Source organism: Lysinibacillus sp. CNPSo 3705 (assembly GCF_028674935.1).
GTDB lineage: Bacteria > Bacillota > Bacilli > Bacillales_A > Planococcaceae > Lysinibacillus.
In genome coordinates this window covers 1-23,660 of the sequence record NZ_JAQZSD010000016.1, presented here as the reverse complement: position 1 = coordinate 23,660, position 23,660 = coordinate 1, and the positions used below count along the sequence as shown (strand labels likewise).

The window sequence follows — 23,660 nt, the reverse complement described above, 5'->3', positions numbered from 1 at the left end:
GAAAGTTACTATAAGTGCTTTCACTCAAAGCGAGATAACTGAGCTTGAAACAAGATAACAATGCATGAACGGAGGAGAAACGATGGCTAAAAAAATGCCTGATATTGGCGATTACAAATACGGATTCCATGACAAGGACGTATCAATTTTCCGTTCAAAACGTGGTTTAACTGAAGAAATCGTCCGTGAAATTTCAACTATGAAACAAGAGCCAGAGTGGATGCTTGAATACCGCTTAAAAGCACTTGAAACGTTTTATACAAAACCAATGCCGCAATGGGGTGGCGACCTAGGAGATTTAGATTTTGATGAAATTACGTATTACGTAAAACCATCAGAAGCTACACAAAAATCTTGGGATGAAGTACCTGATGAAATTAAAGCTACTTTTGATAAATTAGGTATACCGGAAGCAGAGCAAAAATACCTAGCAGGTGTATCTGCTCAGTACGAATCTGAAGTTGTTTATCACAACATGAAACAAGATCTTGAAGACCTTGGTATTGTGTTCAAAGATACTGACTCAGCATTACGTGAAAATGAAGATATTTTCAAACAATACTGGGGCAAAGTGATTCCTTACACTGATAACAAATTTGCTGCATTAAACTCAGCTGTTTGGTCAGGTGGATCATTCATCTATGTACCACCAGGTGTAAAAGTGGAAACGCCATTACAAGCTTACTTCCGTATTAACTCTGAAAACATGGGTCAATTCGAACGTACGTTAATTATTGTAGATGAAGGTGCTCACGTACACTATGTTGAAGGTTGTACAGCTCCTGTTTACACGACAAACTCTTTACACTCAGCTGTAGTAGAAATTGTTGTACGTAAAGATGCGTACTGCCGTTATACAACGATTCAAAACTGGGCAAATAACGTTTACAACCTTGTAACAAAACGTACAGTTGTTGAAGAAAACGGTACAATGGAATGGATCGATGGTAACATCGGTTCTAAGTTAACAATGAAGTATCCCGCTTGTATCCTTAAAGGTGAAGGCGCTCGTGGCATGACATTATCAATCGCTCTAGCAGGTAAAGGTCAACACCAACATGCAGGTGCAAAAATGATTCATATGGCACCAAATACATCTTCAACAATCGTTTCTAAATCGATTGCTAAACAAGGTGGTAAGGTAACATATATGGGTCAAGTTCGTTTCGGCCCTAAAGCAAGTGGTGCACGTGCTAACATCGAATGTGATACGTTAATCATGGACAACCAATCTACTTCAGATACAATTCCATACAACGAAATCTTAAATGATAATGTTTCTTTAGAGCATGAAGCGAAAGTTTCAAAAGTATCAGAGGAACAATTATTCTACTTAATGTCTCGTGGTATTTCTGAAGAAGAAGCGACAGAAATGATCGTAATGGGCTTCATCGAGCCATTCACAAAAGAGTTACCAATGGAATACGCAGTAGAAATGAACCGTCTTATCAAGTTTGAGATGGAAGGTTCTATCGGATAATACGCCGATAAACGAGGGAAATAAGGGTTTTACGCTAAAGCAAAACCCCTTATTGTCTACAAATTTCTTTTATAGAAATCGAGTGCAGTGCACTCGATTTTTTTTATGCGAATGTTGTTCACATAGCTTACCAACCCTTTTTTACGTGAATAAAAACTTGTGGAAAACATCATAAATTGACAAATTTTAATTTGAATATTTTATGAACACTCTTGTAAAATCTATAGCTTTTTTTAATGAAAAGGCACATTATTATAAGAAAATTACTATATTTAGAGCTATTAATATACATCTTTTGCAAAAAAACATAACAGTATAATGCGACTTTTATCACATTTATACATAGTTTGCTTAATTTTAAATCCATAGCTATCATACGAGTAGAAATACATTTTCAAAGAAAAGGAGACTACTTTTATGAATACTAAATTCGCAAAATTAAGTAAAAGTAAAAAGGGTATAAGTGCTGCCATATTAGCGGCTGGAATTATGGGGATGGCAATGGCGCCAAATGCATATGCACATGGGTTTGTTGAAAAGCCAGCTAGCCGTGCCGCTTTATGTAACCAAAATTATGGTGGTCTTAACTTAAGCTGTGGAAACGTTATGTATGAGCCACAGAGCTTAGAGGCACCAAAAGGATTTCCACAAGGTGGACCAATTGATGGTAAAATTGCATCTGCAGGAGGTCTGTTTGGTGGCATCCTCGATCAACAATCCGTAAATCGCTGGTTTAAGAACACGATTACAGGTGGACCAAATACCTTTACATGGAAGTACACTGCACCGCATTTAACAAGCAAATGGCACTATTATATTACGAAAAAGGGATGGGATCCTAATAAACCTTTAACCCGTGCTGATCTTGAACCAATTGGAACTGTTGAACATAATGGTACTGCTGCATCAAATAATTTAACTCATACAATTAACGTGCCAACTGACCGTAGTGGCTACCACGTGATTCTAGCTGTTTGGGATGTAGCTGATACTACAAATGCTTTCTATAATGTAATCGATGTTAATTTGATGAATAATGTGGATGTGGATAAAGAAGCTCCAACTCAACCGAATGGCTTGCAAGCGATGAAAGTGACTTCTAACAGTGTTGAGCTAAAATGGAATCCTTCTACAGACAATGTGGGGGTAAAAGAATATCAAGTATTCCGTGATGGTAAAGCAATTGGAACTTTACCGGGCACAACATTCACAGATAAAAATTTAACAGCGAATACAAAATATACATATACAATAAAGGCGGTGGATGCTGCTGGAAATATTTCGAAAGAAAGTGAGTCTATAGCTGTAGAGACAATGAATGCAGTTCCGGACACAGAAGCACCAACGCAACCAACTTCACTTCATGCGATGGGAGTAACATCCTCAAGTGTAGACTTAATGTGGGGGGCATCAGAGGATAATGTAGCAGTTGACCACTATGTTATATATCGAGGTACACAAGTAGGGCAACTGACTGTAGTTGGAACATCGAAAACTACTTCCTTTATGGATATGAATCTACAATCCAATACAGCATATACGTATGCGGTTACTGCCGTTGATGCAGCAGGAAATGAATCTAATAAAAGTTCCATTTTCACTGTAACTACAAAAGAGCAAGGGTCGTCTTATGAGCAATGGAGTCCATATAAGGCGTACACAAAAGGTGATAAAGTAGAGCATCAAGGTAAAATCTATGAAGCTGTGCAAAGTTATCAAGGATATGGAGATCCGAATTGGATATTCGCATTGTCTTTATGGAAAGAAAGTAAATAAAGTTCTTAAAGAAATTATGTAATAATATTTTTTGGCTACAAAGGTAAAAAGCCTGCATAGCGTTTAGATTGAAGGAGACGAACTTTGAAAATCGTCTCCTTCTTTTGATCTTCAAGGTAAGAACCTAATGTTATTTTGATGGTTTAAAGAGTCGTTATAAAGTTGTGGGAAAACAGTTGGAAAACCTGTATTAGGAATATTATAGGCAATAAAGGTTTCGTACATAGATACATTGTCTTTTTCCTTCTGACTCCTAGCGACATAGGCTATTTTATTGTTTTCTAAGTTTGTTACGAATACCTGCGATTCGTCATTAGAAAACGGTAGCCAATTACGTTCGAAAAATGGCAATAAAGTATTTATATGCCCAAATGTATTATTAAAAAAGTTAAAGTTTCCTAGAAAATGATTAAAAATAGATTGAGCTAAGTTTTCACCTAACAGTTGATGAGACGTCAATGTAGAAGGCAGTAATGTATCTTGATCACTGACATTTTGAGGTTCCCTATTTATCTCGGGGCTTTTTGAAAAAAAAAACAAAAACCATACAGCGTGATTTTGCTCGTCCGCTGCTGCACGACGAAATCTTTCTTTAATCATCGGATCATTTGCTTTATCTGCTATATCTAAATAAGAATCAACAGCTTCTTGTTCATCTTTAAAAGCAAATTCGATTCCAGCCCTATAGTTGTCCGGACATTCCTCAATTATTTGATAAGAAGGCTTTCTTCCTGTTAAATTCGTGTAAAGTTTGCTAAATTCTTCGAGATGGCGTAGTTCATCCTTTCTAATCTCAAGTATTCTATTCTTTTCATCCTCAGTAGGAGCCATCTTAGCTAATTTCTCATAACAAGCAATGGCACTATATTCAGCATTAATTGCCTTCTGAATATCATTTACAAGTTGAGCATCGTTTAGCATAGGATAAGTACCATTATGCTGTGGAGCATAATGATAATAGTATTGATTTGGATACATCGTTGTCCTCCTTTTGTTTAACTCTTCTTTCAGCGGGTGTCCAAACACCTGTACCTGTCTTAGTTTTCGGTACAAAAGACATCCGTTAAAAAGAAGCTAAAGCCTTCGGTGGATGTCACGGAATCGGAATGGAGTTAATAAAGGATACTAGTCTAAAATCATCGCATCTATGCGATTACAGTAAATGAACTGCATCGGTATCGTTGTAGCTACGCCTTCGCCCAAAAAATAATTGCAAGCCTAAGCATAAAGCCGATTCCGGACGTAAGGTTATGCCGGGGCATAATTGATCCATCAACTTATCTTATGCTTTGTGTATAGGTAATTGTGCAAAGCTATTTCATTTTTGGCTAGCCAGGTTGTTATACATAGTTGCCTGGCATTTTATATAGGTTTGAAAAATACAGTAAAATATAGTTTATCAACATGTCTGATTTCTTTATAAAAATAGTTGACTTATTTTCTTGTTGTAACTATAATGGTTACAGCTGGAGGTGATGAAGATTAAAATTAGCAGTCGTTTTACAATTGCTGTTCATATTTTATCAATCATCAAACAAAATCCATCGACTATTTGTACATCAGAATTTATGGCGGAAAGCGTAAATACAAATCCTGTAGTGATTAGGAAAATAGTATCCTATCTTAAAAAGGCAGGTATAGTGCAAGTACGTAGGGGAACAGGTGGAGCTTCTTTAGTTAAAGATCTGGATGCTATCACTTTATTGGATATTTTTCGATCAGTAGAAGTTGTAGAAGAAGATCAGTTATTTCATCTACATGAAAATCCAAATCCTGATTGTCCTATTGGTGCAAATATACAGTCTGTGTTAGAGCTAATTTTAGTGCAAGCACAAGAAGCAATGGAACGAGTATTGGCTAATATTACTATGGAACAAGTGATTACATCTTTAGTCCATGAAATTCAACAATCAAAATAATGCATTCCTTAGATAACGGCTAACTGAACTGCAGCGGTGTTGGTTAGCACTGCGCTTTTGTACAAAAGACATCTGCAGGGCACAAAGCCGATTTCGGACGCAATTATGCCGAAGTATAATGGATCTGAATGCATTATTTATTTGACTTAGTTGTAACTATTGTGGTTACAACAAAAAGAGAAAGGGAGGTTATTAATTGGATGCCCCTTAAAATAAAAGCATTTTCGGATTTTATTTGTCCTTTCTGCTTTTTAGGGAAAGGGCCATTAGATGAAATTGCAAAAGAAAAGGGTATTGAAATAGAATGGATGCCGTTTGAATTAAGACCTAAACCGTATCCTAAAATTGATCCTTGGAAAGAGCCTGCTAAATTAGGTTCGTGGGACTCCTATATTCTCCCTACAGCTAAAAAGCTAGGGATTGATATGCGATTACCGCGTGTATCTCCACATCCTTATACAAATTTAGCTTTTGAAGGCTATCAATTCGTTAAGGTATATCAAAAGGGAAATGAATTTCATCATAGAGTTTTCACAGCGTTTTTCCAAGAGGAACAAAATATTGAGGATGTAGACGTGTTAACTCAATTAGCTAATGAGGTAGGTTTGCCAAAAGAAGAATTCAAAGAATCTTTGCTTTCAGGTAAATATCGTGAAGTACATCAAGAGGCTCTAAGGCATGCATATGGAGAAGCAAGTATTACGGCTGTTCCTACACTAATTATTGGTGATGAAATAATCCAAGGGTTAGCTAGTAAAGAAAGAATAGCGCAAGTCATCGAACAGCAATTAAAAAAATAGGAAATTTAGATTTAAACAGTAGCAAATGAAGGCTGCATGGAAAAATCTATATATAAATTTGATTAAAATTTGGAGGAACTACAAATGTCAGTAACAACAACTAATTTAAAAGAAGCAATTATTAATCGTCGTTCAATCCGTAAAGTGAAAAAAAACGCAGCGATTACAAAAGAAAAAATAGAAGAGCTATTAAAAATTAGTGTACATGCACCATCTTCATTTAATATGCAAAGCGGACGATTAGTAGTTTTAATGGATAATGAGCATGAAAAGTTTTGGGATATTGTTAAGGAAACATTACGTGCGCGTGTTCCAGCAGAAAATTTTGCTGCAACAGAAGAGCGTTTACATGGCTTTAAAGATGGAGTAGGAACAATTTTATTCTTTGAAAATCAAGCAACAATCGAACAAATGCAAGAAAATGCTCCTTCTTATAAAGAGCAATTCCCTTTCTGGTCTCATCAAGGAAATGCAATGCTACAATACGCAACATGGATGTCTTTAACTAGTGAAGGAATTGGCGCGTCTATTCAGCACTACAACCCAATTATTGACGAGGAAGTTAAAGAAACTTGGAATATTCCTGCAGAATGGAGCCTTGTAGCTCAAATGCCATTCGGTGAGCCAAATGAGCAACCCGGAGAAAAAACTTCTTTACCTTTTGAAGATGTAGTGAAATTTTATTAATTCAATCAATAAAAAACCCGGTTAAGTGGACGTGATGCACTTAACCGGGTTTTTAATTTTTCGGGAAATTGTATCCTACATAGTTAAAACATTTATTTTCAGCTACAGCTATTAGGCAATCCTAATATGGAATCGAATCTTGTGCCAAAATGTATACCATATGCTTAGGTTGTTGGGAGCGAAGGATGGGCGACTCCTTGGGGATCAGGCTTCACTTTCGCGCCCCTAGAAGCGGTTCATCGGACACCCTCAGAACAACCCACGTTTGGCGAACCCTATATTTTATATGAAAATATCCATATGCATTTCATTAGAAAGTATATGCTATGATAAATATACATAGAGGAGGGGTCACATGATTATAGTTGGATTAACTGGTTGGGGTGATCATCCTTCGCTTTATAGTGAAGTGACTGCCTCAAAGGACAAATTATTCGATTATACAGGTCACTTTTTAACGGTAGAAGTAGATACTTCTTTTTATGCAATACCTTCTAAAGAGAATGTTCGAAAGTGGTGTGAGGATACACCCGAAAATTTTCGTTTTGTTGTGAAGGCCTATCAAGGAATGACTGGTCATTTACGTGGCGACATACCGTTTGAATCAAAGAATGACATGTTTAATGCCTTTATAGAATGTGCCAATGAGTTTAAACGTCATGGGAAGCTAGCGATTGTACTAGCACAATTCCCGCCGTGGTTTGATTGTCAGACAAAGAATGTACAATATTTATTGTATATTAGGCAGCAGCTCAAAGACTTTGACGTAGCTATTGAGTTTCGCAATCGAACATGGTATGCGGACAATGTAGTGCAGCAAACAATGGATTTTTTACGAGAGCATCAATTCATTCATACAATTTGTGATGAACCACAGGCCGGCGTGGGCTCTGTACCATTTTATCCTGCGGTTACTGCAACGAAGGCACTTGTACGTATTCATGGACGTAACATTCATGGCTGGCGTAATACTGGTAATGCCGAGAACTGGCGGAAGGTTCGCTTTTTATATGATTACAATAGTGAAGAATTGCAGCAGCTTGGACAGCATTTGAAACATCTCCAATCAGAAGTACAGGATCTATATGTATTATTTAATAATAATTCAGGGCTTCATGCAGCGAAAAATGCAAAGGAATTACAAGGTATTCTAGCGATTAAAGACATAGGGTTAGCGCCTAAACAATTAAACATGTTTGAAGGGGAACTATAATGGAATTTTTTGTTTTAGTTATTATAGCATTATTATCTGGGATAATTGGCTCGTTGGTTGGGCTTGGTGGAGGGATTATCTTAGTTCCAGCAACTTTATACATTGGGTTAAATTTAGGGATGATACCAGATATCACTCCTCAAAAAGTAGTTGGTTTATCTGTTGTCATGATGATTTTTACTGGACTTGCCTCTACATTAAGCTATATGAAATCTAAAACAGTGGATTATAAGAGTGGTTGGATATTCTTTATAGGAAGTATACCTGGAACAATGCTGGGTGCATGGGTAAATAAGGGGCTAGATGTACCATCATTTAATTTGTATTTTGGTATTTTACTAATCATTTTAGCGACGATATTACTTGTACGTGATCGTTTGAAACCTGTAGAATGGTTTGTAAAAAACGGCATGCAACAGGAGTTCAAAGATAAAGAAGGAAATACCTTTATCTATGGGTATCCCATTTGGTTTGCCATTGCATTAACATTTGGCATAGGCTTTGCCTCTGGATTATTCGGCATCGGTGGAGGCTCGATGATCGTACCTGCCATGATTATTTTATTTTTATTCCCACCGCACGTTGCAGTGGCAACATCGATGTTCATGGTGTTTTTAACGTCGATCGTTAATTCAGCGAGTCATATTTATTTAGGACACGTTCCATGGCTCTATACGATTCCTGTTATTCCAGGAGCTTATATTGGAGCAAAGCTAGGGGCCACATTCAATAAAAGAATTAAATCAGATACGCTTGTAGTAGCACTTCGAGTTATTTTATTATTATTAGGAATTCGTTCTATTATCGAAGGGTTATTGTAATATTAGGTTCGGAAAGTGAAGATGATTTTGCTAGAAAGTCTTCTACAGACATAGAAGCTAATTTAAAGAAGAGGTGGCTTAATTGCTGGAAAAAATTCATATATTTCATACGAATGATTTGCACAGTCATTTTAAGTATTGGCCACGAATGAAAACCTATGTGGAAGAAATGCGTACGAAGCTAACAACCATGGGAGAAACAAGTTATTTATTTGATGTTGGCGATCATTTAGATCGTTCAAATATTTATACGGAAGCAACAGTCGGTAAGGGCAATGTGAGATTATTGAATGAAGCGGGCTACGACGTAGTGACAATTGGTAATAACGAAGGTATAACATTGTCCCATGATGAGCTATACCATTTGTATGATGAAGCAACTTTTGACGTAGTAGTTGCTAATGTGAATGCCTCTCAAGTACCAAATCCTGCGTGGATGAAGCCGTATGTTGTATTAACAACTGCTTATGGCACAAAGATTGCAGTCATTGCAGCAACGGCTATGTTTGAAATTTATTATAACGAATTAGAATGGGAGATAGATGAGGCACGAAGTTCACTCATTCGCTTAGCACTTCAGCTTCGCGAAGAAGTAGATATAATTGTTTGTTTGTCACATTTAGGGATAACAGAGGATGAGCTTTTAGCTGAGGAATGCCCAGAAATAGATGTTATATTCGGCTCACATACACATCATGTTCTCCCTAATGGCAAGCTAATTAATGGCGTTTTATTAACAGGTGGAGGGAAATTTGGACAATATACCGGCCATCTTATGTTAGAATATGATACAAAATCTAGGAAGATTGTTGAAAAAAAGGATACATTAATTCATAATAATGATTTGCCTGCGATTAAAAATGAACATGAAATCGTTCAATATTTTGAAAAGGAAGGCAAACGATTACTTGATATTCCCGTATTCACTACGGGAAAATCGTACAACAAGGAATGGTTCCATTATTCGCAATTATCCGATTTGTTTGCGCGTGCAATTTTAGAGAAAAGTGGAGCAGATTGTGCGTTATTTAACGCGGGGATTTTTTTAGATGGTTTACCTAAGGGAACAGTGACAGCACTAGATTTGCATAGAATTTTCCCACATCCTATAAATTTATGTACGATTGAATTATCAGTTGCTGAAATGAAAGAAATTTTTCAGCAATCTAAAAATGAAGAATGGCCATATATTGAGCTAAAAGGATTAGGGTTTAGAGGCGTTATTTTTGGAAAGATGTTAACTTATGGCTTTTCGATGAATGAAGATCGCCAATTACTGATCAATGGGAAGCTTGCGGATAATGATCGAATTTATAAATTAGTAACACTTGATTTGTTTACGTTCGGTTATTTTTATCCAAGCTTTAAATATGCTAAGAAAAAATATATTCTACCAGAATTTTTACGAAACATTATGATAGATTATGGTCAAAGATTCTTTCGGTAATAGTAGATAAAACGCTTTAAGAATGGATTGGGGAAAAGGTCATGCGATTAATTTCAATCGATGTATTAAAAGAAGGAATGGTATTAGCAAGAACCATTTGGAATGAGGCAGGGCATCCTCTTTTAAAGAAAGATGTTGTCATTAATGAACGTATCATACAAAGGCTTCAACAATTAAATACGCATTATTTATATATTGACGATAAAATTTCAAAGGGTATTGAGGTACAGGAAACAGTGCCAACTGTTATTCGAAATAAAGCAATTTCAACCATTAAAGATTCTTTCCAATCAATCAATGGTTTAAACCCAGTAAATGCCTCTTATGTGCTTGACCAACAATCAAAAGCAATTGTCTCAATTGTAGACGAGTTACTGTTGGCAATAAAGGGGAATGATGAAATTTTAACAATACTAACAGATGCGTATTTGTTTGATGAATATTTATATCAACATTCCTTTCAAGTCACACTATATTCGATAGCGATTGCAAAAGAGCTTGGATACTCAGTAGAGGATTTACGTTTAATTGGGATAGGCGCTTTGCTACATGACATTGGGAAGCTTATGGTACCAAAGGAGATCCTCACAAAGCCTGAGCGCCTAACGTGTGAAGAGTTTGAAATGATGAAGCAGCATACTCGATATGGTTTTGACTTGTTACGTAATTTACATTCCATATCATTGATTGTTGCACATTGTGCTTTCCAACATCATGAACGGATTGATGGGAGTGGTTATCCAAGGGGCTTGGTGGATTTTGAAATCCATCCATTTGCCAAAATTATTGGTGTGGCAGACGTCTTTGATGCGGTGACTACAAGTCGTGTATATCGAGAAAAAATGCTACCTTCTCAGGGTCTAGCCATTTTAGAAGCAGGCGCTGGAACAATATACGATGCACGTATTGTCAAAGCATTGAAAAGGTCTGTTGTCCATTATCCAAATGGTGTTATTTTAAAATTATCGGATGGGCGCCGAGGTATTGTATCGAGACAAAATGCATTGAATGCCGCATTACCTTGGATGCGTATTTTTGAGGAACAAAATCAATTGTTAGCAGCTACATATGAAATTAATTTAATGGACTATCCAACCGTAATAATAGAAAGCGTTGAAGTAGATTATGTTGTACCAGTGAAAATCGAATAAAAATCTCCTCCTGTTCATACGTTAAGGAACAGGAGGAGATTTTTTGTTTTTCCCTCGAAAAAGAATGAAATTACGATCATATAGTAATCATGGCACTTATAGAAAAAAGGGAAGTCGATTGAATCGATTAACCCTAGTAGTCGTATTTATGATTATCGGTGTTTTTTTATTTATTTATTATTTAAATGAGAAGCTTATGCCAACCTACTTAGATTATGCTGAAATACAAACGGCTAAAATTGCATCTTCCGTTGTGAGTAAAGCGATTGATTCTCGTACATCAAGTGTTATGGATGTTAATGATATTCTTGTAGAAGTATCCCCTGGGAACCATGCTGATTTGAAAGTTAATACGGAAACGATTAATCGAGTTCGAACAGAAACGGTCAATCAAGTAAAATTGTATTTAGAGCAGGCAGAGCAAGGTGAGTTGTCGCATTTGCCAAATCTTGATAATGTTGAATATGATTATAACAAGATTAATGAAGGGAATGGGGTAGTTTTTTATATGCCGTTGAGTCAGGCGGCTAATATCCCTTTAATCGGGAATTTAGGACCTAAAATTCCAATACGCTTTCATGTAATTGGCAATGTGCATAGTGAAGTTACTTCTTCAATAGAGGAATTTGGTATAAATAGTGCCTATATGTCGGTAGGGATTCATATAGAAGTAAATGTGCAAATTATTGTCCCTTTTGCTAGTAAAACTACTACAGTTACTCAGGATATTCCAGTGGCAATGGGCTTAGTAAGAGGGGATGTTCCAAGTGTTTATACAAATGGTGGTAAAGAGGTACCGTCAATTCAAGTACCTATCTCTCCTAAAAAGTAAAAATGTTTAACTTCTTTCAGCGATGTTCTGAAAGCTTATCCACTGACCTGCATCACGCAATCCTAAGCACAAATCCCAATTCTGGACGCAATTTTGCCGAGGTATAATTGAATTGTTATAGTTGTTGGAGTTCATTTAATATGTTACATTGACAGTGAAGATAGTAATATAAAAACTGCATATATTTGATAGGGGCGATATCCGTATGACATCTTGTAAACCTACAAGCAAAGAAAAAGAAGAATATTTAAGAAAACCAGATTGGTTAAAAATTAAATTAAACACAAATGATGAATATAAAGGGCTAAAGAAGCTCATGCGTGAAAAAAATCTGCATACAGTATGTGAGGAGGCACGCTGTCCTAATATTCATGAATGCTGGGGTGAACGACGTACAGCAACAATGATGATCCTTGGATCGGTTTGTACGCGTGCTTGCCGTTTCTGTGCTGTTAAAACAGGCTTACCAAATGAATTAGACCTAGCTGAGCCAGAACGAGTAGCAGATTCAGTAGCTATTATGAACTTGAAGCACGTTGTTATTACAATGGTAGCGCGTGATGACTTAAAGGATGGCGGTGCGCAAGTATTAGCTGAAACAGTCCGTGCAATTCGTCGTAAAAGTCCGTTTACATCGATTGAAGTTTTACCATCCGATTTAGGTGGTTTACAAGAGAACCTTCAAATGTTAATGGATGCGAAGCCGGATATTTTAAATCATAATATTGAAACAGTACGCCGCTTAACGCCAAGAGTACGTGCACGTGCAAAGTATGAGCGTTCATTAGAGTTTCTTCGCTTGGCAAAAGAAATGCAGCCAGACATCCCTACGAAGTCATCATTAATGATAGGCTTAGGTGAAACACATGAAGAAATTTTAGAAGTTATGGACGATTTACGAGCAAACGATGTAGATATTATGACAATAGGTCAATACTTACAGCCAACGAAAAAGCATTTGCCTGTTAAAAAGTATTATTCTCCAATAGAGTTTGGTAAACTGCGTAAAATCGCAATGGAAAAAGGGTTTAAGCATTGTGAGGCAGGCCCACTTGTACGTAGTAGCTATCATGCTGATGAACAAGTTAACGAAGCGACAAAAGAACGTCAGCTACAAGCAGAACAGTAAGAACAAATGCTGAAATAGAAGGCGGTGCCACTTTGATCAATATTGAAGGATATGAATACGAAATTATTGAAGATTACAAAGAAGCTTTTCAAGAGGAAGTATTCAAGGAACGATACTCAGATATTTTAGCCAGATATGATTATATTGTGGGCGACTGGGGCTATAGTCAATTACGCTTAAAAGGCTTTTTTGATGATAAAAATCAAAAAGCCACTTTCGATACAAAGATTAGTACATTACAAGATTACTTATTTGAGTATTGTAATTTTGGCTGTGCATATTTCGTCTTGCGCAAAACCGGTAAATCCACTCAGCAGCCGGTAGTTGTAGTAAGTGAAGATAGTCAAGTGTCAAAGCTTGCTGAGAATGAACAAATAGCAGAATAAACATTTAAAACCTGATGCTAATTGCATCAGGTTTTTACTTTGCAGTGATAGGTTTTAAAAAAATGGTAATAATAAAAGTGAATTTAATGTTTTTCATCCAAGTTGGGATAACACTTGATAAAACATATGCAGATTGATGGAGTGGAGGCTGGGCGATTCTTTGGGGATTGGCGGCGCTCATCGGACGCCCCCAGGAAGCTGCGCGAAAACGAAGTGGTAGCACAAAGCGCCCAGCCGGAACGGAAATCAATCTCACGCTATGGAAATGAGCCTGTATTTTGGCTTTTATAGTAACCTACTTATTTTTAGTAAAGGTGTGTTGTTTAGATGAAAAAAGCTGTATTTTTGGATCGTGATGGGGTCATCAATGAAGTTTTAACGGATCGTGTTAAATTTGTCAATAAACCTAAGGATCTCTATTTCCTGCCGCATGTTTCGAAAGCTATAAAAAAATTGAATAATTACTTCGACTATATATTTGTAGTAACCAATCAAGGTGGCGTTGGATTGGGTTTTATGAAAGAAACGCAGCTACAAAAAATACACGAGCATATGGTAAAGGAATTGAAGAAGGAAGGGGCCATGATTCACGAAGTTGTCTATTGCCCCCATAAACCAAAGTCGGGCTGTGCCTGCCGTAAACCCAGTAGTAAATTAATCGTAGATCTTGGTGAAAAATATAATATTGACTTAGCAAAATCCTACATGGTGGGAGATACAGATACAGATATTATAGCAGGCAAACGAGCAGGAACTAAGGGAGTTTTTTTAGGGGCGAAAGATCCACTGGCAGATGCGGTTTTTCCAGATTTAATTAGTGCTGCTGATTGGATTATTAAGGATGCAACAGCATAACGCTAGTATTGTTGAAGTGGCAAGACAAAGCGTATAAATGATGGAAATAAGGATAATTTATTTATTGGAGGTGATTAAGTTGACTAAAGAAAATAAAAAATCGTTAGATCGTGAAGAATACGGATTTGGCTTTGATATTAGTGTTGATGATTTAGGCGTAATTGGGCAAAATCAACAAGCAAAAAAACAAAATGACAATGAGAACAAAGACAAGCCTCGCAATAAGGATAATCCTGCTAAATTAAATAATGAAAAGTAGGAGCACGATCCGACGAGGATAATTGATACTTAAGATATTTACAAAAAAATTCCGCCAACCTTCTGTTGCATAGTGGGCAAATTAGAACTCTATTTTCCCAGAAAAGCGGAGTTTTTTTGTATTAAATTCTTAATTTCTATTTTGCAGGCACAAAAAAAACACCCACTTTGGAGGGTGTTAATTTAATAATTCACGTAAGTATTCTCGTAGCTCGACTGTATCTTCCTCTGTGCGATTGTATACGTGTTCAAGATAGCCAGGCTCTTCTACATCATCTGGACCAATTATAGCAAAGCGTCCAAATTGAATATCCATGACAAGCACTTTTCCAAAGAAACGCCCCGATTGCAAAATGGCTAAATCATAACGTAACTTATCCCCGGCAAAACTAACAAAGCGTGTTTTTGTATCTTCTACATCATCATATAAAAAAAAACGTTCCATCTTTTAATCTCCTTCCAGTCCTATAGATATGGTACTATAGAAGAGAAATGACTATCAACTTTTAAAGATTCGAATGGGGGCTTTCCTTGTGTATTTTGTAGATCGTAATAAAATCACAAAAAACTTACAGTACTTAGATGGACTATTAGCAATTTTAGAGTCAGAAGATAGCTGGCTAGAAAATGATATGAAGAAATTAGCAATCGAGCGAATTGGTCACAATGTGATGGAGTCAATGATGGATGTAGGAAATTTAATGATTGACGGTTTCATTATGCGTGATCCAGGAAGCTATGAGGATATAATTGATATTTTAATCGATGAAAAAGTCGTATCTACTGACATGGAAGCGCCGTTAAAAGCAGTAGTTGGCTTACGTAAAATGCTTGTTCGTGAATTCACAAATGTAGATGTTCAGGAAGTTGTTAATGTGTTAACAACGACTTTACCAGCATTAAAGCAATTCTCACCAGCTGTGAATAGTTATTTAACAAATGAACTCGGCCCTGTTTCCGCATTTTTACCAGAGGATCATCAATGAAAACCTACAAGGCATATTGTTTCGATTTAGATGGTACAGTGTACCGTGGAAAGGACGGCATCCCTTCTGCGATTACTTTTATTCATCGGTTACAACAAACAGGAATCGAGCCATTTTACGTAACAAACAATTCTTCTAAGACAAGAGAGCAACTGCAGGAAGCTTTAAGCGCTATAGGTGTGCATGCACCGTTAGAACATATTTACTCTAGTGCATTAGTTACTGCAAAATATGTAGCCTTGAATTTCCCTGGCAAAAAAGTAGCCATGCTAGGTTCTGATGGTATTCGTAAAGCATTATTTAATGAAGGCATTGAACCAACTAAGGATGAGCCAGAGGTATTTGTTATGGGAATTGATCGAAATCTAGATTATATGGCACTTGCGAAGGCTACAATTGCTGTACAAAATGGTGCGACGTTTATAGCAACGAATCAAGATATTAAATTCCCGACAGAACATGGATTTTTGCCAGGTAATGGGTCGTTTGCCCGATTAGTAGGCGAGGTTGCAGACGTTGAGCCAATCTATATCGGTAAACCATCACCGGCAATGCTTGAAGTCATTGCAACAGAGCATGACTTTAAGAAAGATGAAATGGTGATGATTGGCGATAATTACGACACAGATATTATGTGTGGAATTCGCTTTGGCTGTGACACAATCCATGTCAATACGGGTGTTACACCAACAAAGGTTGTACTTGTAAAGGAACTGCAACCTACCTATGTGGTAGAAGCTTTAATTGCCGAGGCATAATTGAATGAATAGTTCAAACATAAAAAAAGGATGCTTATGTCGATTTTTTTGGCATAACATCCTTTTTATATGTTCAAATTTAGAGTAAGTGTTTCATCATTAGATGAATGAGGGATTACGCCTTCATTACCATAATGGATTTTCTTCGATAAATTGATAAATGGCCTTCGTCAACCCTTCAGGAGAATCAGCCTCAACTAGTTCACCATTGACGATTGCATAAAATGATTCTGAACATTTTGTACAGTAACTAAGGCAGCCATATTCCAAAACGTCGATGTTCGGATCACGCTCTAATATTTCATAAGTTTTTTGAGAGCCATTTGCCAAATTACTTATACAAAATTCAACCATTGGATTCATACATGTCACCTCACCAAAGTAATGCTACTCGCTTTTAAAACATTCGTCAATGATTTGAGTGGATCTTGATAGAAAAGCAGATACTAAATGATAAAGTTGTGCGCACGCCAAATGATGTAAATTCCCTTTACAAAAGTGAAGAGAAGAAAACGATATTCAAGGAAAATTCAAACAATAGCGACAATTTATCAGATCCCAAATGATCCAAAAACTGTTCGAAAAAAGCAAGTTAGCATGTGTTTTGTGAAATCTTTCACAAAATTGCATTCTGATATTGTGAAACTTCTCACAATCAGTTATACTCTTTTGTGGATACTTTGTGAACAATTAATACAAGAGATATAAAAGGAGACTATTATGGGAAAATTAGTACTTTTAGGTGGCGGCTACGGCAATATGCGTGTTATGCTTCGACTTTTACCAAACCTTCCATTAGATAAAGAAGTTGTAATAGTAGACAGAGCCCCTTTCCATAGTTTAAAAACAGAATTTTACGCATTAGCAGCAGGGACTGCAACAGATAAAGAAATTCGTGTATGCTTCCCGGAGCATGAACGTTTAACGGCTGTATACGGAGAAGTTGTTGAAATTAATCGTGCGGAAAAAGTAGTCATTTTAGAAGATGGACAACGTATTGAATATGATGATTTAGTCATTGGTCTTGGCTGTGAGGATAAATATCATGGTGTACCAGGTGCAGAGGAGTACACATATAGCATTCAGACAATGGCGAAATCACGTTCAACATTCCAAGCACTTTGTGGTTTACCAGCAGGCTCTTCAGTCGGAATTGTAGGAGCGGGCTTAAGTGGTATTGAGCTTGCAAGTGAGCTACGTGAAAGCCGTTCAGATTTAAAAATAAAGCTATTCGACCGTGGTCCACGTATTCTAAAGGACTTCCCAGAAAAGCTAAGTAAATATGTGAAAGACTGGTTCGTAAAGCATGATGTTGAAGTTATTGCCAATTCAAATATTACAAAAATCGAACAAGGTAAAATTTACAATCACGATGAAGAAATTGAACTCGATACTGTAGTATGGACTGCTGGTGTACAGCCGGTCAAAATTGTTCGTGATTTAGAAGTTGAGAAAGATAAACAAGGACGTCCGGTTGTCACACAATATTTCAATCTTCTTGATGATGAGCATGTATATGTTGTAGGTGACTGTGCTGCTTCAGAATTACCTCCAACTGCGCAGTTAGCGGAGGAGCAAGCAGAACAAATCGTCAAAGTACTTCGCATGCGTTGGAAAGGCGAAAACCTACCTGAGAAAATGCCTGACATTAAATTAAAAGGATTCATGGGAGCTCTTGGTAAAAAACAAGGCTTTGTGTACTTAGCAGATACAACAGTAACAGGACGTATCGCACGCTTAATGAAATCAGGATTATTATGGTACTACAAACGTCAAAATGATTAATTAGGTTATTAATCCTTATAAAAAGGAATTGTTTCAAATTTATATTTGAAACAATTCCTTTTATTTCTTTTAAACGGTTTCGCCAGGAACGAAACCTAAGTTTTCAAGTGCAGTAAATACAGGCTTTAATTGCACATAGCCTTCGCCCACTACTTCATTATTTATCAGGACAAGTGGATAAAAAAATTCATCTTCTTGAATACGTGTAGCATAATCTTGATCGCGCTCATTCTCAATTGGTCCTTCGATATCGATATAGCGAATATCATATCCTTGGTTTGGATATTTTCGATCTATGGCTGCTTGTAGCCACTCATATGTATCCTTTGAAGACGGGGCATTGACACAACTTGCGCAGATTACCGCTGTTCCGTAAATTTCAATCATTGGTTTCGTTTGACTCATTTCATTTCCACTCCTCGTGATTCAATATTGGATTTTTTCTGTTGCTAACATTATAATCATTATAAGGAAAGGAGTCGAGACAAATGGCTGAAGCAACAATTAACGATCAAGTTCAAGAGGTATTAGATAAATTACGCCCATTCTTACTACGTGACGGTGGAGACTGTGAATTAGTAGATGTAGAAGAAGGCATTGTAAAATTACGTTTATTAGGTGCATGTGGTAGTTGCCCAAGTTCAACAATTACACTTAAAGCTGGTATCGAGCGCGCATTATTAGAAGAAGTACCAGGTATTATTGAAGTAGAGCAAGTATTCTAAAACGACTAAAAAAAGTTCTAGCTGATGTATTCAGGCTAGAACTTTTTTTCTTAAAGTTGGCGAGCATGTTCTTTTTCTTCTCGAATAATTGCCCATTGTTCCTTAGCCATATCCACGATCTTCGCTTCTCCGCCAATACTTTGCTTTTCAATGACCTTTGAAAAGAAGCGTGTAGCATTTTCTAAATCACCTATACGTCGTGATAGTTCGGCAATCATATACATAATGCGTATATCTGACATTTGCGTTGAGCTGTAATCCTCAGTTGAATACGAATCCATATAGTAATCTCGGGCCATTGTCATAAAACGCTGCTCTTGGCCTTCGTTTTTTAGTGAACGATAAAGCCATGCAAGACGTAATGTAAGCCCAGCTATAGCAACAAATTTTTCTTTTTTAATCGTACCGCAAAGGAATGCTAATTTATATGCTTGTATTGCTTGGAATACAGTGCGTTCGCCCTTAAAATCATGGTGTACCCATTTTTCAGTAATTTGCGCGCGAATTTCATCTTGCGTGCCAGGAGAAAAATATTTTGAAAAGTCTTCTGTAAATGAAAATCCACAATGCTCACAAACAAATACATTATAATAAAGGGCATTTACACCGTCTGCATAAATAGGATGAAAATCTGTTTCTGTATGATCTACTTTAATGAATTTAGAGCGTACTTTTAATGTTGGAAATTCTTTGTTGCAATTAAGACATTGAATTTTTTTTTCGTAATAAGGTGAAATCTCCATATTTTATACCTCTTTCATCGACTTATTATAACTATTATACCAATGAAGATTTTATAGAAATGGATAAAAAATACTAAAAATGTGAAAAATATTAGAATTTTTACTAAAAACCCTTTTGAAGCTGAATGTTTGTCATACAATAGTCAAAATTGATATGATAATAAGAAGAAGGAAGGTGATTGGGATGACAAGTAAGCAAGTAATTGAAGTTACTGAAGCGGCTGTCTTTCATATTAATGAAATGATGGAGCACAATGAAGAGCAAGGTTCGTTTTTACGTGTAGTTGTTAATGGTGGCGGATGCAGTGGCCTATCATACGGTATGCATTTCGATAAAGAGAAAAAAGAAGATGATTTTGAAGATATACAACATGGTTTAACAATTCTTGTTTCCCGTGAAGATGCGCCGATTTTAATGGGGACAAAAATTGACTATAAGCAATCGCTAATGGGCGGAGGCTTCACAATAGACAATCCAAATGCGATTGCATCATGTGGCTGTGGCACGTCTTTTAAAACGGCGAAACGTGAAGGTACGCCTGAGATTTGTGATTGATCGAATTGATCGGACAGTAGAACGTCATGCTTACGTATTTATACCGACTAGTTGTTAGTTGGTTTCTATCGGATATATGAATATTAACGCTAAATTGCGCTTTCTTACGTATTGAAAAACGATACGGAAGGGAGCGCTTTTTTTATGTCTGAAAACCGTTCAATTAAACGACGCAGAGCAAGAGTAGAGACGCGTGAAAATGAATCGATTACGACCTTACATAAAATCGGTCTGTCTGACGCATGGAATTATTTCATTACAGCTAAGATTGGCGAAGGTATCCGAAGAAGGACGCAAGAGGATTATTCGAACACCTGGCATTATTTTACCGAATGATTATTCGAGGCTAATTATAAAGTTCGGTATGTAAACGATATTACATCGACAATGTGCCGTGATTACATTCGCTATATAACAGAAGAAGCGCCGCGTTTTAAGAATCATAAATACATGAGCGGTGACTACGGCAAAGGTTTATCGGCTGCAACTATTAATATGCGGATTAGAGCGTTAAAGGTTGCCTTTAATTTTTGGAAGGCGGAGAACATGGTACGCGTAAGTCCGATGGATAATATCAGATGCCAAAAAGACGATATAGACAAAATAGAATCGTTTACAGATGAACAAATTGAAGCGCTAATAAACGCTTGCGATCAACGTACTTACGTAGGATTCCGCGATTATGTCTTTCAAATCTGTCTATTGGATACGGGAATGCGAATGAATGAATTGCTTTCGATTACACCTGAATCAATCGACGTTAAGACTCGTTGCATTCATTTAGGTGCGGAGTTTAATAAAAATCGTCGATATAGAGTTGTGCCAATATCGCAGGATACATTAAAACTTCTATTTGAGTTGGTAGACGAGAATAAGCAGCATTTCCCGGAATCTAAACGTATTTTCTTGTCTTGTTACGGTGAAGAAGTGAGAGATACGCAGATGAATAAACGTTTGAAGTATTACGGAGATGTTACCGGAGTAGGTAAAGAAATTCGGAGTACCGCACATACCTGGAGACATACGTTTGCCTGCAATTTCATTTTAAATGGCGGTGATCCGTATACGCTAATGCGAATTTTAGGTCATTCAAGTATTACGATGACTCGCAGATATGTGCAGATGACTGACGGTGATATACAGGTTTAGCACTTAGAGTATTCACCTTTGCGGAAATTGAGAACAAAAATACGCAAATAAAAAGAAAAAGCCTAGCGCTCCAACGCTAGACCTTTCTTATTCCGATTTAACACAAATATGCCCGCCAGCATAAGTGTTTCACCCATAATTGAATATGAGCGATGATATGCCTTCATTTTACTCGAAAAAAGCGTAAAATGCAAAGGTCTAGTTTCCTATTGCCTTTTTTAGGAACGCTCACTGACGAGAAGCCGTTTAAGCGTCATTAAAAACACGTCAGGTTACGCCGAGCCAACGCAGTAAATTCGGCTATATCACAGGTCAAGCCGTTTCCTTGTTTACGGTTGTGATGAAGGCGCGCATCTGCCAATTGAAAAGGTGAGGAGGATTATCGGCTGTTACGGCAGGGTAATCGCACTCATGCGGACAAGCTTCACGACAACCGCATACGCAGGACGATAATTGCGTAAGGGTGTGACAGACGTAGCGTTGTCCACTCGGTTTTATTTTACAAGTCTAGAACAAACTCAGGAATTTCATTTTTCACAATAACTTTTATAAAATCTTTATACGGTTCCGAAACCAACTTGCCGTTTATTTCCGTTTTTAGAATTTTAAAGTTTTCCCTATCGGAAAGTTTGTCAGATAAAGTCATTTGTGCGATAAATTTCTTTGTATATTTAATTGCATTATCGTATTTTTTATTATCCTTTTCAATTAAATATATGAAATTTTTTTGTTCATTTGTTTCGATATCAATGTAAATCACAACGTATCCTATTACTTCTATAATTCTTCCATCCCAATATTCATCAAAATTATCCGAATTATTTACTCCTTGAATAAAAAAGAATTCAAGATTGCGATTTAAAAATAACCGACTAAATGAATAACTTTCGTGTTCCCACATAGTAACTCCTCCTGTTATTTCGTATGTTCTTGAAAAAGAAGAAATCTCCTAACAAAATGGAGTTGGCAATTTCGTCTTACTCCATAATAGTTCCCATAGATATAGACCAAATTATTAGAACGAATGAAAGTGTAAGCCAAAATGTATTCTTCGCTGTCTTTTCATCCTTCTTAATTTTAGTTAAAATGCTGACAAGATTTAAACAAAAAATAATCCCGAGTATAGGCATGAAGTAAACGATAATAAACGAAAAAATAATCAAATTATTACCTCCCACTATATGTAGAAAACATGCAACAGATGATTGACCGTACCACAGGGGGAAAAAAGATAAGAATTAACTTACAAAAATAAATTAGAAGCAATCAGTATGCTGGAGAAGAGAACAAAAGAAATTGGCAGGTATGAATATCGATCCTAGATGCAAATCCTAACTTTTATGGCTATATTAAAATTGTGATCAGTCATAAACAAACTTTGAACAAAGACCCCAATAAAAGTTATCATAGTATTCCGGATATTCAATGAGAAGTTGAGAACGTTCAATCCACAATTTAAGTTCTTTTGATTTGGTTGTATGTTCAATCATATCTAGTAATTGAGTTAGCTTTTGAATATCTCTACCTACCCGAACCATATCGCCAATGAAAACATATAAAGTATTAAGGAAATAAGAAGTATGTTCGCATTGCTCATCCTCAACAAATGTACAAATCATTGGTATATTTTCGAATTTATAGATAGCGAGTTCCCAATCTTGCACAGGTTCCATTTCATCACTATATGCCCATTTTTTTATCTCTTTTTGCGTAGGATTCCAAGGGTCTTTAAAATCCTTTTATACTAATCATAATTTCCTTCAAAATTATAACATGGAATATTATCCATTGGTATTGAATGGTAATGTGCAGCAAGTCATACAGCTATGTGTGGGCATAAGAAAAGGACTCGTAAATCAGAGAATCACTCATCTATAAGCCCCGCAATTTTAAAGATCCTAATATTTTTTATTTTTCGATAAGAACGGTAAATCCGAAAAAATTAAAACGAGTGATATAACTAATGGTGAAAGTACAATATTGTAAAAAGTTATTTTGGATGGTTCTCTTAAATAGTACAAAATAAAGTTACAACAACTAATTAGAATGGTAATAACAATAAGTTTTAAGAACCGTGTTCTTTTATCTATCTTATCTAATTTTCTTAAATTTATTATAGATACGGTTACTATATAAATAAGGAATAAAACAAGAAAAATTAAATAACCAATTACAAATTTAGCTAAAAATAAATTATCAATATC

The 23,660-nt window shown here is 36.4% G+C and carries 29 protein-coding genes; 21 read left to right on the top strand and 8 right to left on the bottom strand.

All coding sequences use genetic code 11. From position 1 onward, the window contains the following. Nucleotides 1–82 precede the first annotated feature (82 nt). Together sufB and PVA17_RS09110 are read left to right on the top strand one after the other, a co-directional pair. Nucleotides 83–1,480, top strand: a complete 1,398-nt coding sequence (sufB, locus tag PVA17_RS09115; protein WP_068985344.1) for a Fe-S cluster assembly protein SufB — start codon at nt 83–85, stop codon at nt 1,478–1,480. 417 nt (nt 1,481–1,897) lie between these two features. Then, nucleotides 1,898–3,256: a lytic polysaccharide monooxygenase gene (locus PVA17_RS09110; RefSeq protein ID WP_248717016.1), complete on the top strand. Its 1,359-nt coding sequence runs from the start codon at nt 1,898–1,900 to the stop codon at nt 3,254–3,256. Nucleotides 3,257–3,367: 111 nt separating this feature from the next. On the opposite strand, the gene PVA17_RS09105 is transcribed toward PVA17_RS09110, so the two are convergent. Further along, nucleotides 3,368–4,234 carry a ferritin-like domain-containing protein gene (locus PVA17_RS09105; RefSeq protein WP_274067507.1) on the bottom strand — a complete coding sequence of 289 codons (867 nt, stop codon included), beginning with the start codon at nt 4,232–4,234 and terminating at the stop codon, nt 3,368–3,370. Between the two features lie 503 nt (nt 4,235–4,737). Here PVA17_RS09105 and PVA17_RS09100 point away from each other — a divergent pair. From PVA17_RS09100 to PVA17_RS09045, 12 genes are all read left to right on the top strand, one after another. Beyond that, on the top strand, nt 4,738–5,175 hold the full coding sequence (locus PVA17_RS09100; RefSeq protein ID WP_132362088.1) for an Rrf2 family transcriptional regulator: 438 nt from the start codon (nt 4,738–4,740) through the stop codon (nt 5,173–5,175). A 200-nt stretch (nt 5,176–5,375) separates the two neighbouring features. After that, nucleotides 5,376–5,975 carry a DsbA family oxidoreductase gene (locus PVA17_RS09095; RefSeq protein WP_274067506.1) on the top strand — a complete coding sequence of 200 codons (600 nt, stop codon included), beginning with the start codon at nt 5,376–5,378 and terminating at the stop codon, nt 5,973–5,975. 84 nt (nt 5,976–6,059) lie between these two features. Further along, nucleotides 6,060–6,662, top strand: coding sequence for a nitroreductase family protein (locus tag PVA17_RS09090; RefSeq protein ID WP_274067505.1), 603 nt, complete (start codon nt 6,060–6,062; stop codon nt 6,660–6,662). A 355-nt stretch (nt 6,663–7,017) separates the two neighbouring features. Next, nucleotides 7,018–7,875: a DUF72 domain-containing protein gene (locus tag PVA17_RS09085; RefSeq protein ID WP_132361780.1), complete on the top strand. Its 858-nt coding sequence runs from the start codon at nt 7,018–7,020 to the stop codon at nt 7,873–7,875. Continuing rightward, nucleotides 7,875–8,696, top strand: a complete 822-nt coding sequence (locus tag PVA17_RS09080) for a sulfite exporter TauE/SafE family protein (protein ID WP_274067504.1) — start codon at nt 7,875–7,877, stop codon at nt 8,694–8,696. Before PVA17_RS09085 ends, PVA17_RS09080 begins: the two co-directional genes overlap by 1 nt. 82 nt (nt 8,697–8,778) lie before the next feature. Continuing rightward, entirely contained in the window at nt 8,779–10,143 is a 1,365-nt protein-coding gene (locus PVA17_RS09075; RefSeq protein ID WP_274067503.1) for a bifunctional metallophosphatase/5'-nucleotidase, read from the top strand. Nucleotides 10,144–10,184: 41 nt separating this feature from the next. Continuing rightward, on the top strand, nt 10,185–11,294 hold the full coding sequence (locus PVA17_RS09070; RefSeq protein WP_274067502.1) for an HD-GYP domain-containing protein: 1,110 nt from the start codon (nt 10,185–10,187) through the stop codon (nt 11,292–11,294). Nucleotides 11,295–11,337: 43 nt separating this feature from the next. Then, a complete protein-coding gene (gene yunB, locus PVA17_RS09065; RefSeq protein WP_274067501.1) occupies nt 11,338–12,126 on the top strand; it encodes a sporulation protein YunB in 789 nt (262 codons plus the stop codon). A gap of 205 nt (nt 12,127–12,331) precedes the next feature. Next, complete coding sequence (gene lipA / locus PVA17_RS09060) at nt 12,332–13,255, top strand: lipoyl synthase (protein WP_132361772.1); 924 nt, start codon at nt 12,332–12,334, stop codon at nt 13,253–13,255. 32 nt (nt 13,256–13,287) lie between these two features. Then, nucleotides 13,288–13,641 (top strand): YutD family protein, encoded by a 354-nt coding sequence (locus PVA17_RS09055; RefSeq protein WP_132361770.1) that lies wholly within the window; start codon nt 13,288–13,290, stop codon nt 13,639–13,641. A gap of 327 nt (nt 13,642–13,968) precedes the next feature. Then, entirely contained in the window at nt 13,969–14,496 is a 528-nt protein-coding gene (locus PVA17_RS09050; RefSeq protein ID WP_132361768.1) for a D-glycero-alpha-D-manno-heptose-1,7-bisphosphate 7-phosphatase, read from the top strand. Between the two features lie 40 nt (nt 14,497–14,536). Next, complete coding sequence (locus tag PVA17_RS09045) at nt 14,537–14,755, top strand: hypothetical protein (protein WP_132362084.1); 219 nt, start codon at nt 14,537–14,539, stop codon at nt 14,753–14,755. Nucleotides 14,756–14,932: 177 nt separating this feature from the next. On the opposite strand, the gene PVA17_RS09040 is transcribed toward PVA17_RS09045, so the two are convergent. Further along, the gene (locus PVA17_RS09040; protein WP_049669114.1) at nt 14,933–15,199 is read right to left on the bottom strand and encodes a DUF3055 domain-containing protein; all 267 of its coding nucleotides are present in this window, start codon (nt 15,197–15,199) and stop codon (nt 14,933–14,935) included. A gap of 88 nt (nt 15,200–15,287) precedes the next feature. Between PVA17_RS09040 and PVA17_RS09035 the strand changes: the two genes are divergently transcribed. Next, a complete protein-coding gene (locus PVA17_RS09035; protein ID WP_132361766.1) occupies nt 15,288–15,740 on the top strand; it encodes a DUF86 domain-containing protein in 453 nt (150 codons plus the stop codon). Beyond that, complete coding sequence (locus PVA17_RS09030; protein ID WP_274067500.1) at nt 15,737–16,498, top strand: TIGR01457 family HAD-type hydrolase; 762 nt, start codon at nt 15,737–15,739, stop codon at nt 16,496–16,498. The genes PVA17_RS09035 and PVA17_RS09030 overlap by 4 nt, the downstream gene beginning before the upstream one ends. A 126-nt stretch (nt 16,499–16,624) precedes the next feature. Here PVA17_RS09030 and PVA17_RS09025 read toward each other — a convergent pair whose 3' ends face one another. Continuing rightward, nucleotides 16,625–16,861, bottom strand: a complete 237-nt coding sequence (locus PVA17_RS09025; RefSeq protein WP_274067499.1) for a YuzB family protein — start codon at nt 16,859–16,861, stop codon at nt 16,625–16,627. 357 nt (nt 16,862–17,218) lie between these two features. On the opposite strand from PVA17_RS09025, the gene PVA17_RS09020 reads away from it, so the two are divergent. Continuing rightward, the gene (locus PVA17_RS09020; RefSeq protein WP_132361760.1) at nt 17,219–18,283 is read left to right on the top strand and encodes an NAD(P)/FAD-dependent oxidoreductase; all 1,065 of its coding nucleotides are present in this window, start codon (nt 17,219–17,221) and stop codon (nt 18,281–18,283) included. A gap of 69 nt (nt 18,284–18,352) precedes the next feature. Here the strand turns inward: PVA17_RS09020 and PVA17_RS09015 are convergent, their stop codons facing one another. Next, entirely contained in the window at nt 18,353–18,688 is a 336-nt protein-coding gene (locus PVA17_RS09015; RefSeq protein ID WP_132361758.1) for a YuzD family protein, read from the bottom strand. 83 nt (nt 18,689–18,771) lie between these two features. Between PVA17_RS09015 and PVA17_RS09010 the strand changes: the two genes are divergently transcribed. After that, a complete protein-coding gene (locus PVA17_RS09010) occupies nt 18,772–19,008 on the top strand; it encodes a NifU family protein (protein WP_274067498.1) in 237 nt (78 codons plus the stop codon). A 50-nt stretch (nt 19,009–19,058) separates the two neighbouring features. On the opposite strand, the gene PVA17_RS09005 is transcribed toward PVA17_RS09010, so the two are convergent. Further along, on the bottom strand, nt 19,059–19,751 hold the full coding sequence (locus tag PVA17_RS09005) for a DUF2225 domain-containing protein (RefSeq protein ID WP_132361756.1): 693 nt from the start codon (nt 19,749–19,751) through the stop codon (nt 19,059–19,061). 184 nt (nt 19,752–19,935) lie between these two features. Between PVA17_RS09005 and PVA17_RS09000 the strand changes: the two genes are divergently transcribed. The 3 genes from PVA17_RS09000 (at nt 19,936) to PVA17_RS08990 (ending at nt 21,456) form a co-directional block, all read left to right on the top strand. Further along, nucleotides 19,936–20,307: a HesB/IscA family protein gene (locus tag PVA17_RS09000; RefSeq protein WP_248717003.1), complete on the top strand. Its 372-nt coding sequence runs from the start codon at nt 19,936–19,938 to the stop codon at nt 20,305–20,307. A 193-nt stretch (nt 20,308–20,500) separates the two neighbouring features. Next, a complete protein-coding gene (locus tag PVA17_RS08995) occupies nt 20,501–20,677 on the top strand; it encodes a hypothetical protein (RefSeq protein WP_274067497.1) in 177 nt (58 codons plus the stop codon). 176 nt (nt 20,678–20,853) lie between these two features. Beyond that, nucleotides 20,854–21,456: a tyrosine-type recombinase/integrase gene (locus PVA17_RS08990; protein ID WP_274067496.1), complete on the top strand. Its 603-nt coding sequence runs from the start codon at nt 20,854–20,856 to the stop codon at nt 21,454–21,456. A gap of 499 nt (nt 21,457–21,955) precedes the next feature. Here PVA17_RS08990 and PVA17_RS08985 read toward each other — a convergent pair whose 3' ends face one another. The 3 genes from PVA17_RS08985 to PVA17_RS08975 form a co-directional block, all read right to left on the bottom strand. Beyond that, a complete protein-coding gene (locus PVA17_RS08985) occupies nt 21,956–22,357 on the bottom strand; it encodes a hypothetical protein (protein WP_274067495.1) in 402 nt (133 codons plus the stop codon). A 460-nt stretch (nt 22,358–22,817) separates the two neighbouring features. Next, a complete protein-coding gene (locus tag PVA17_RS08980) occupies nt 22,818–23,129 on the bottom strand; it encodes a hypothetical protein (protein WP_274067494.1) in 312 nt (103 codons plus the stop codon). 225 nt (nt 23,130–23,354) lie between these two features. Next, the coding region (locus PVA17_RS08975; RefSeq protein ID WP_274067493.1) for a hypothetical protein at nt 23,355–23,660 on the bottom strand (306 nt) is incomplete at its 5' end.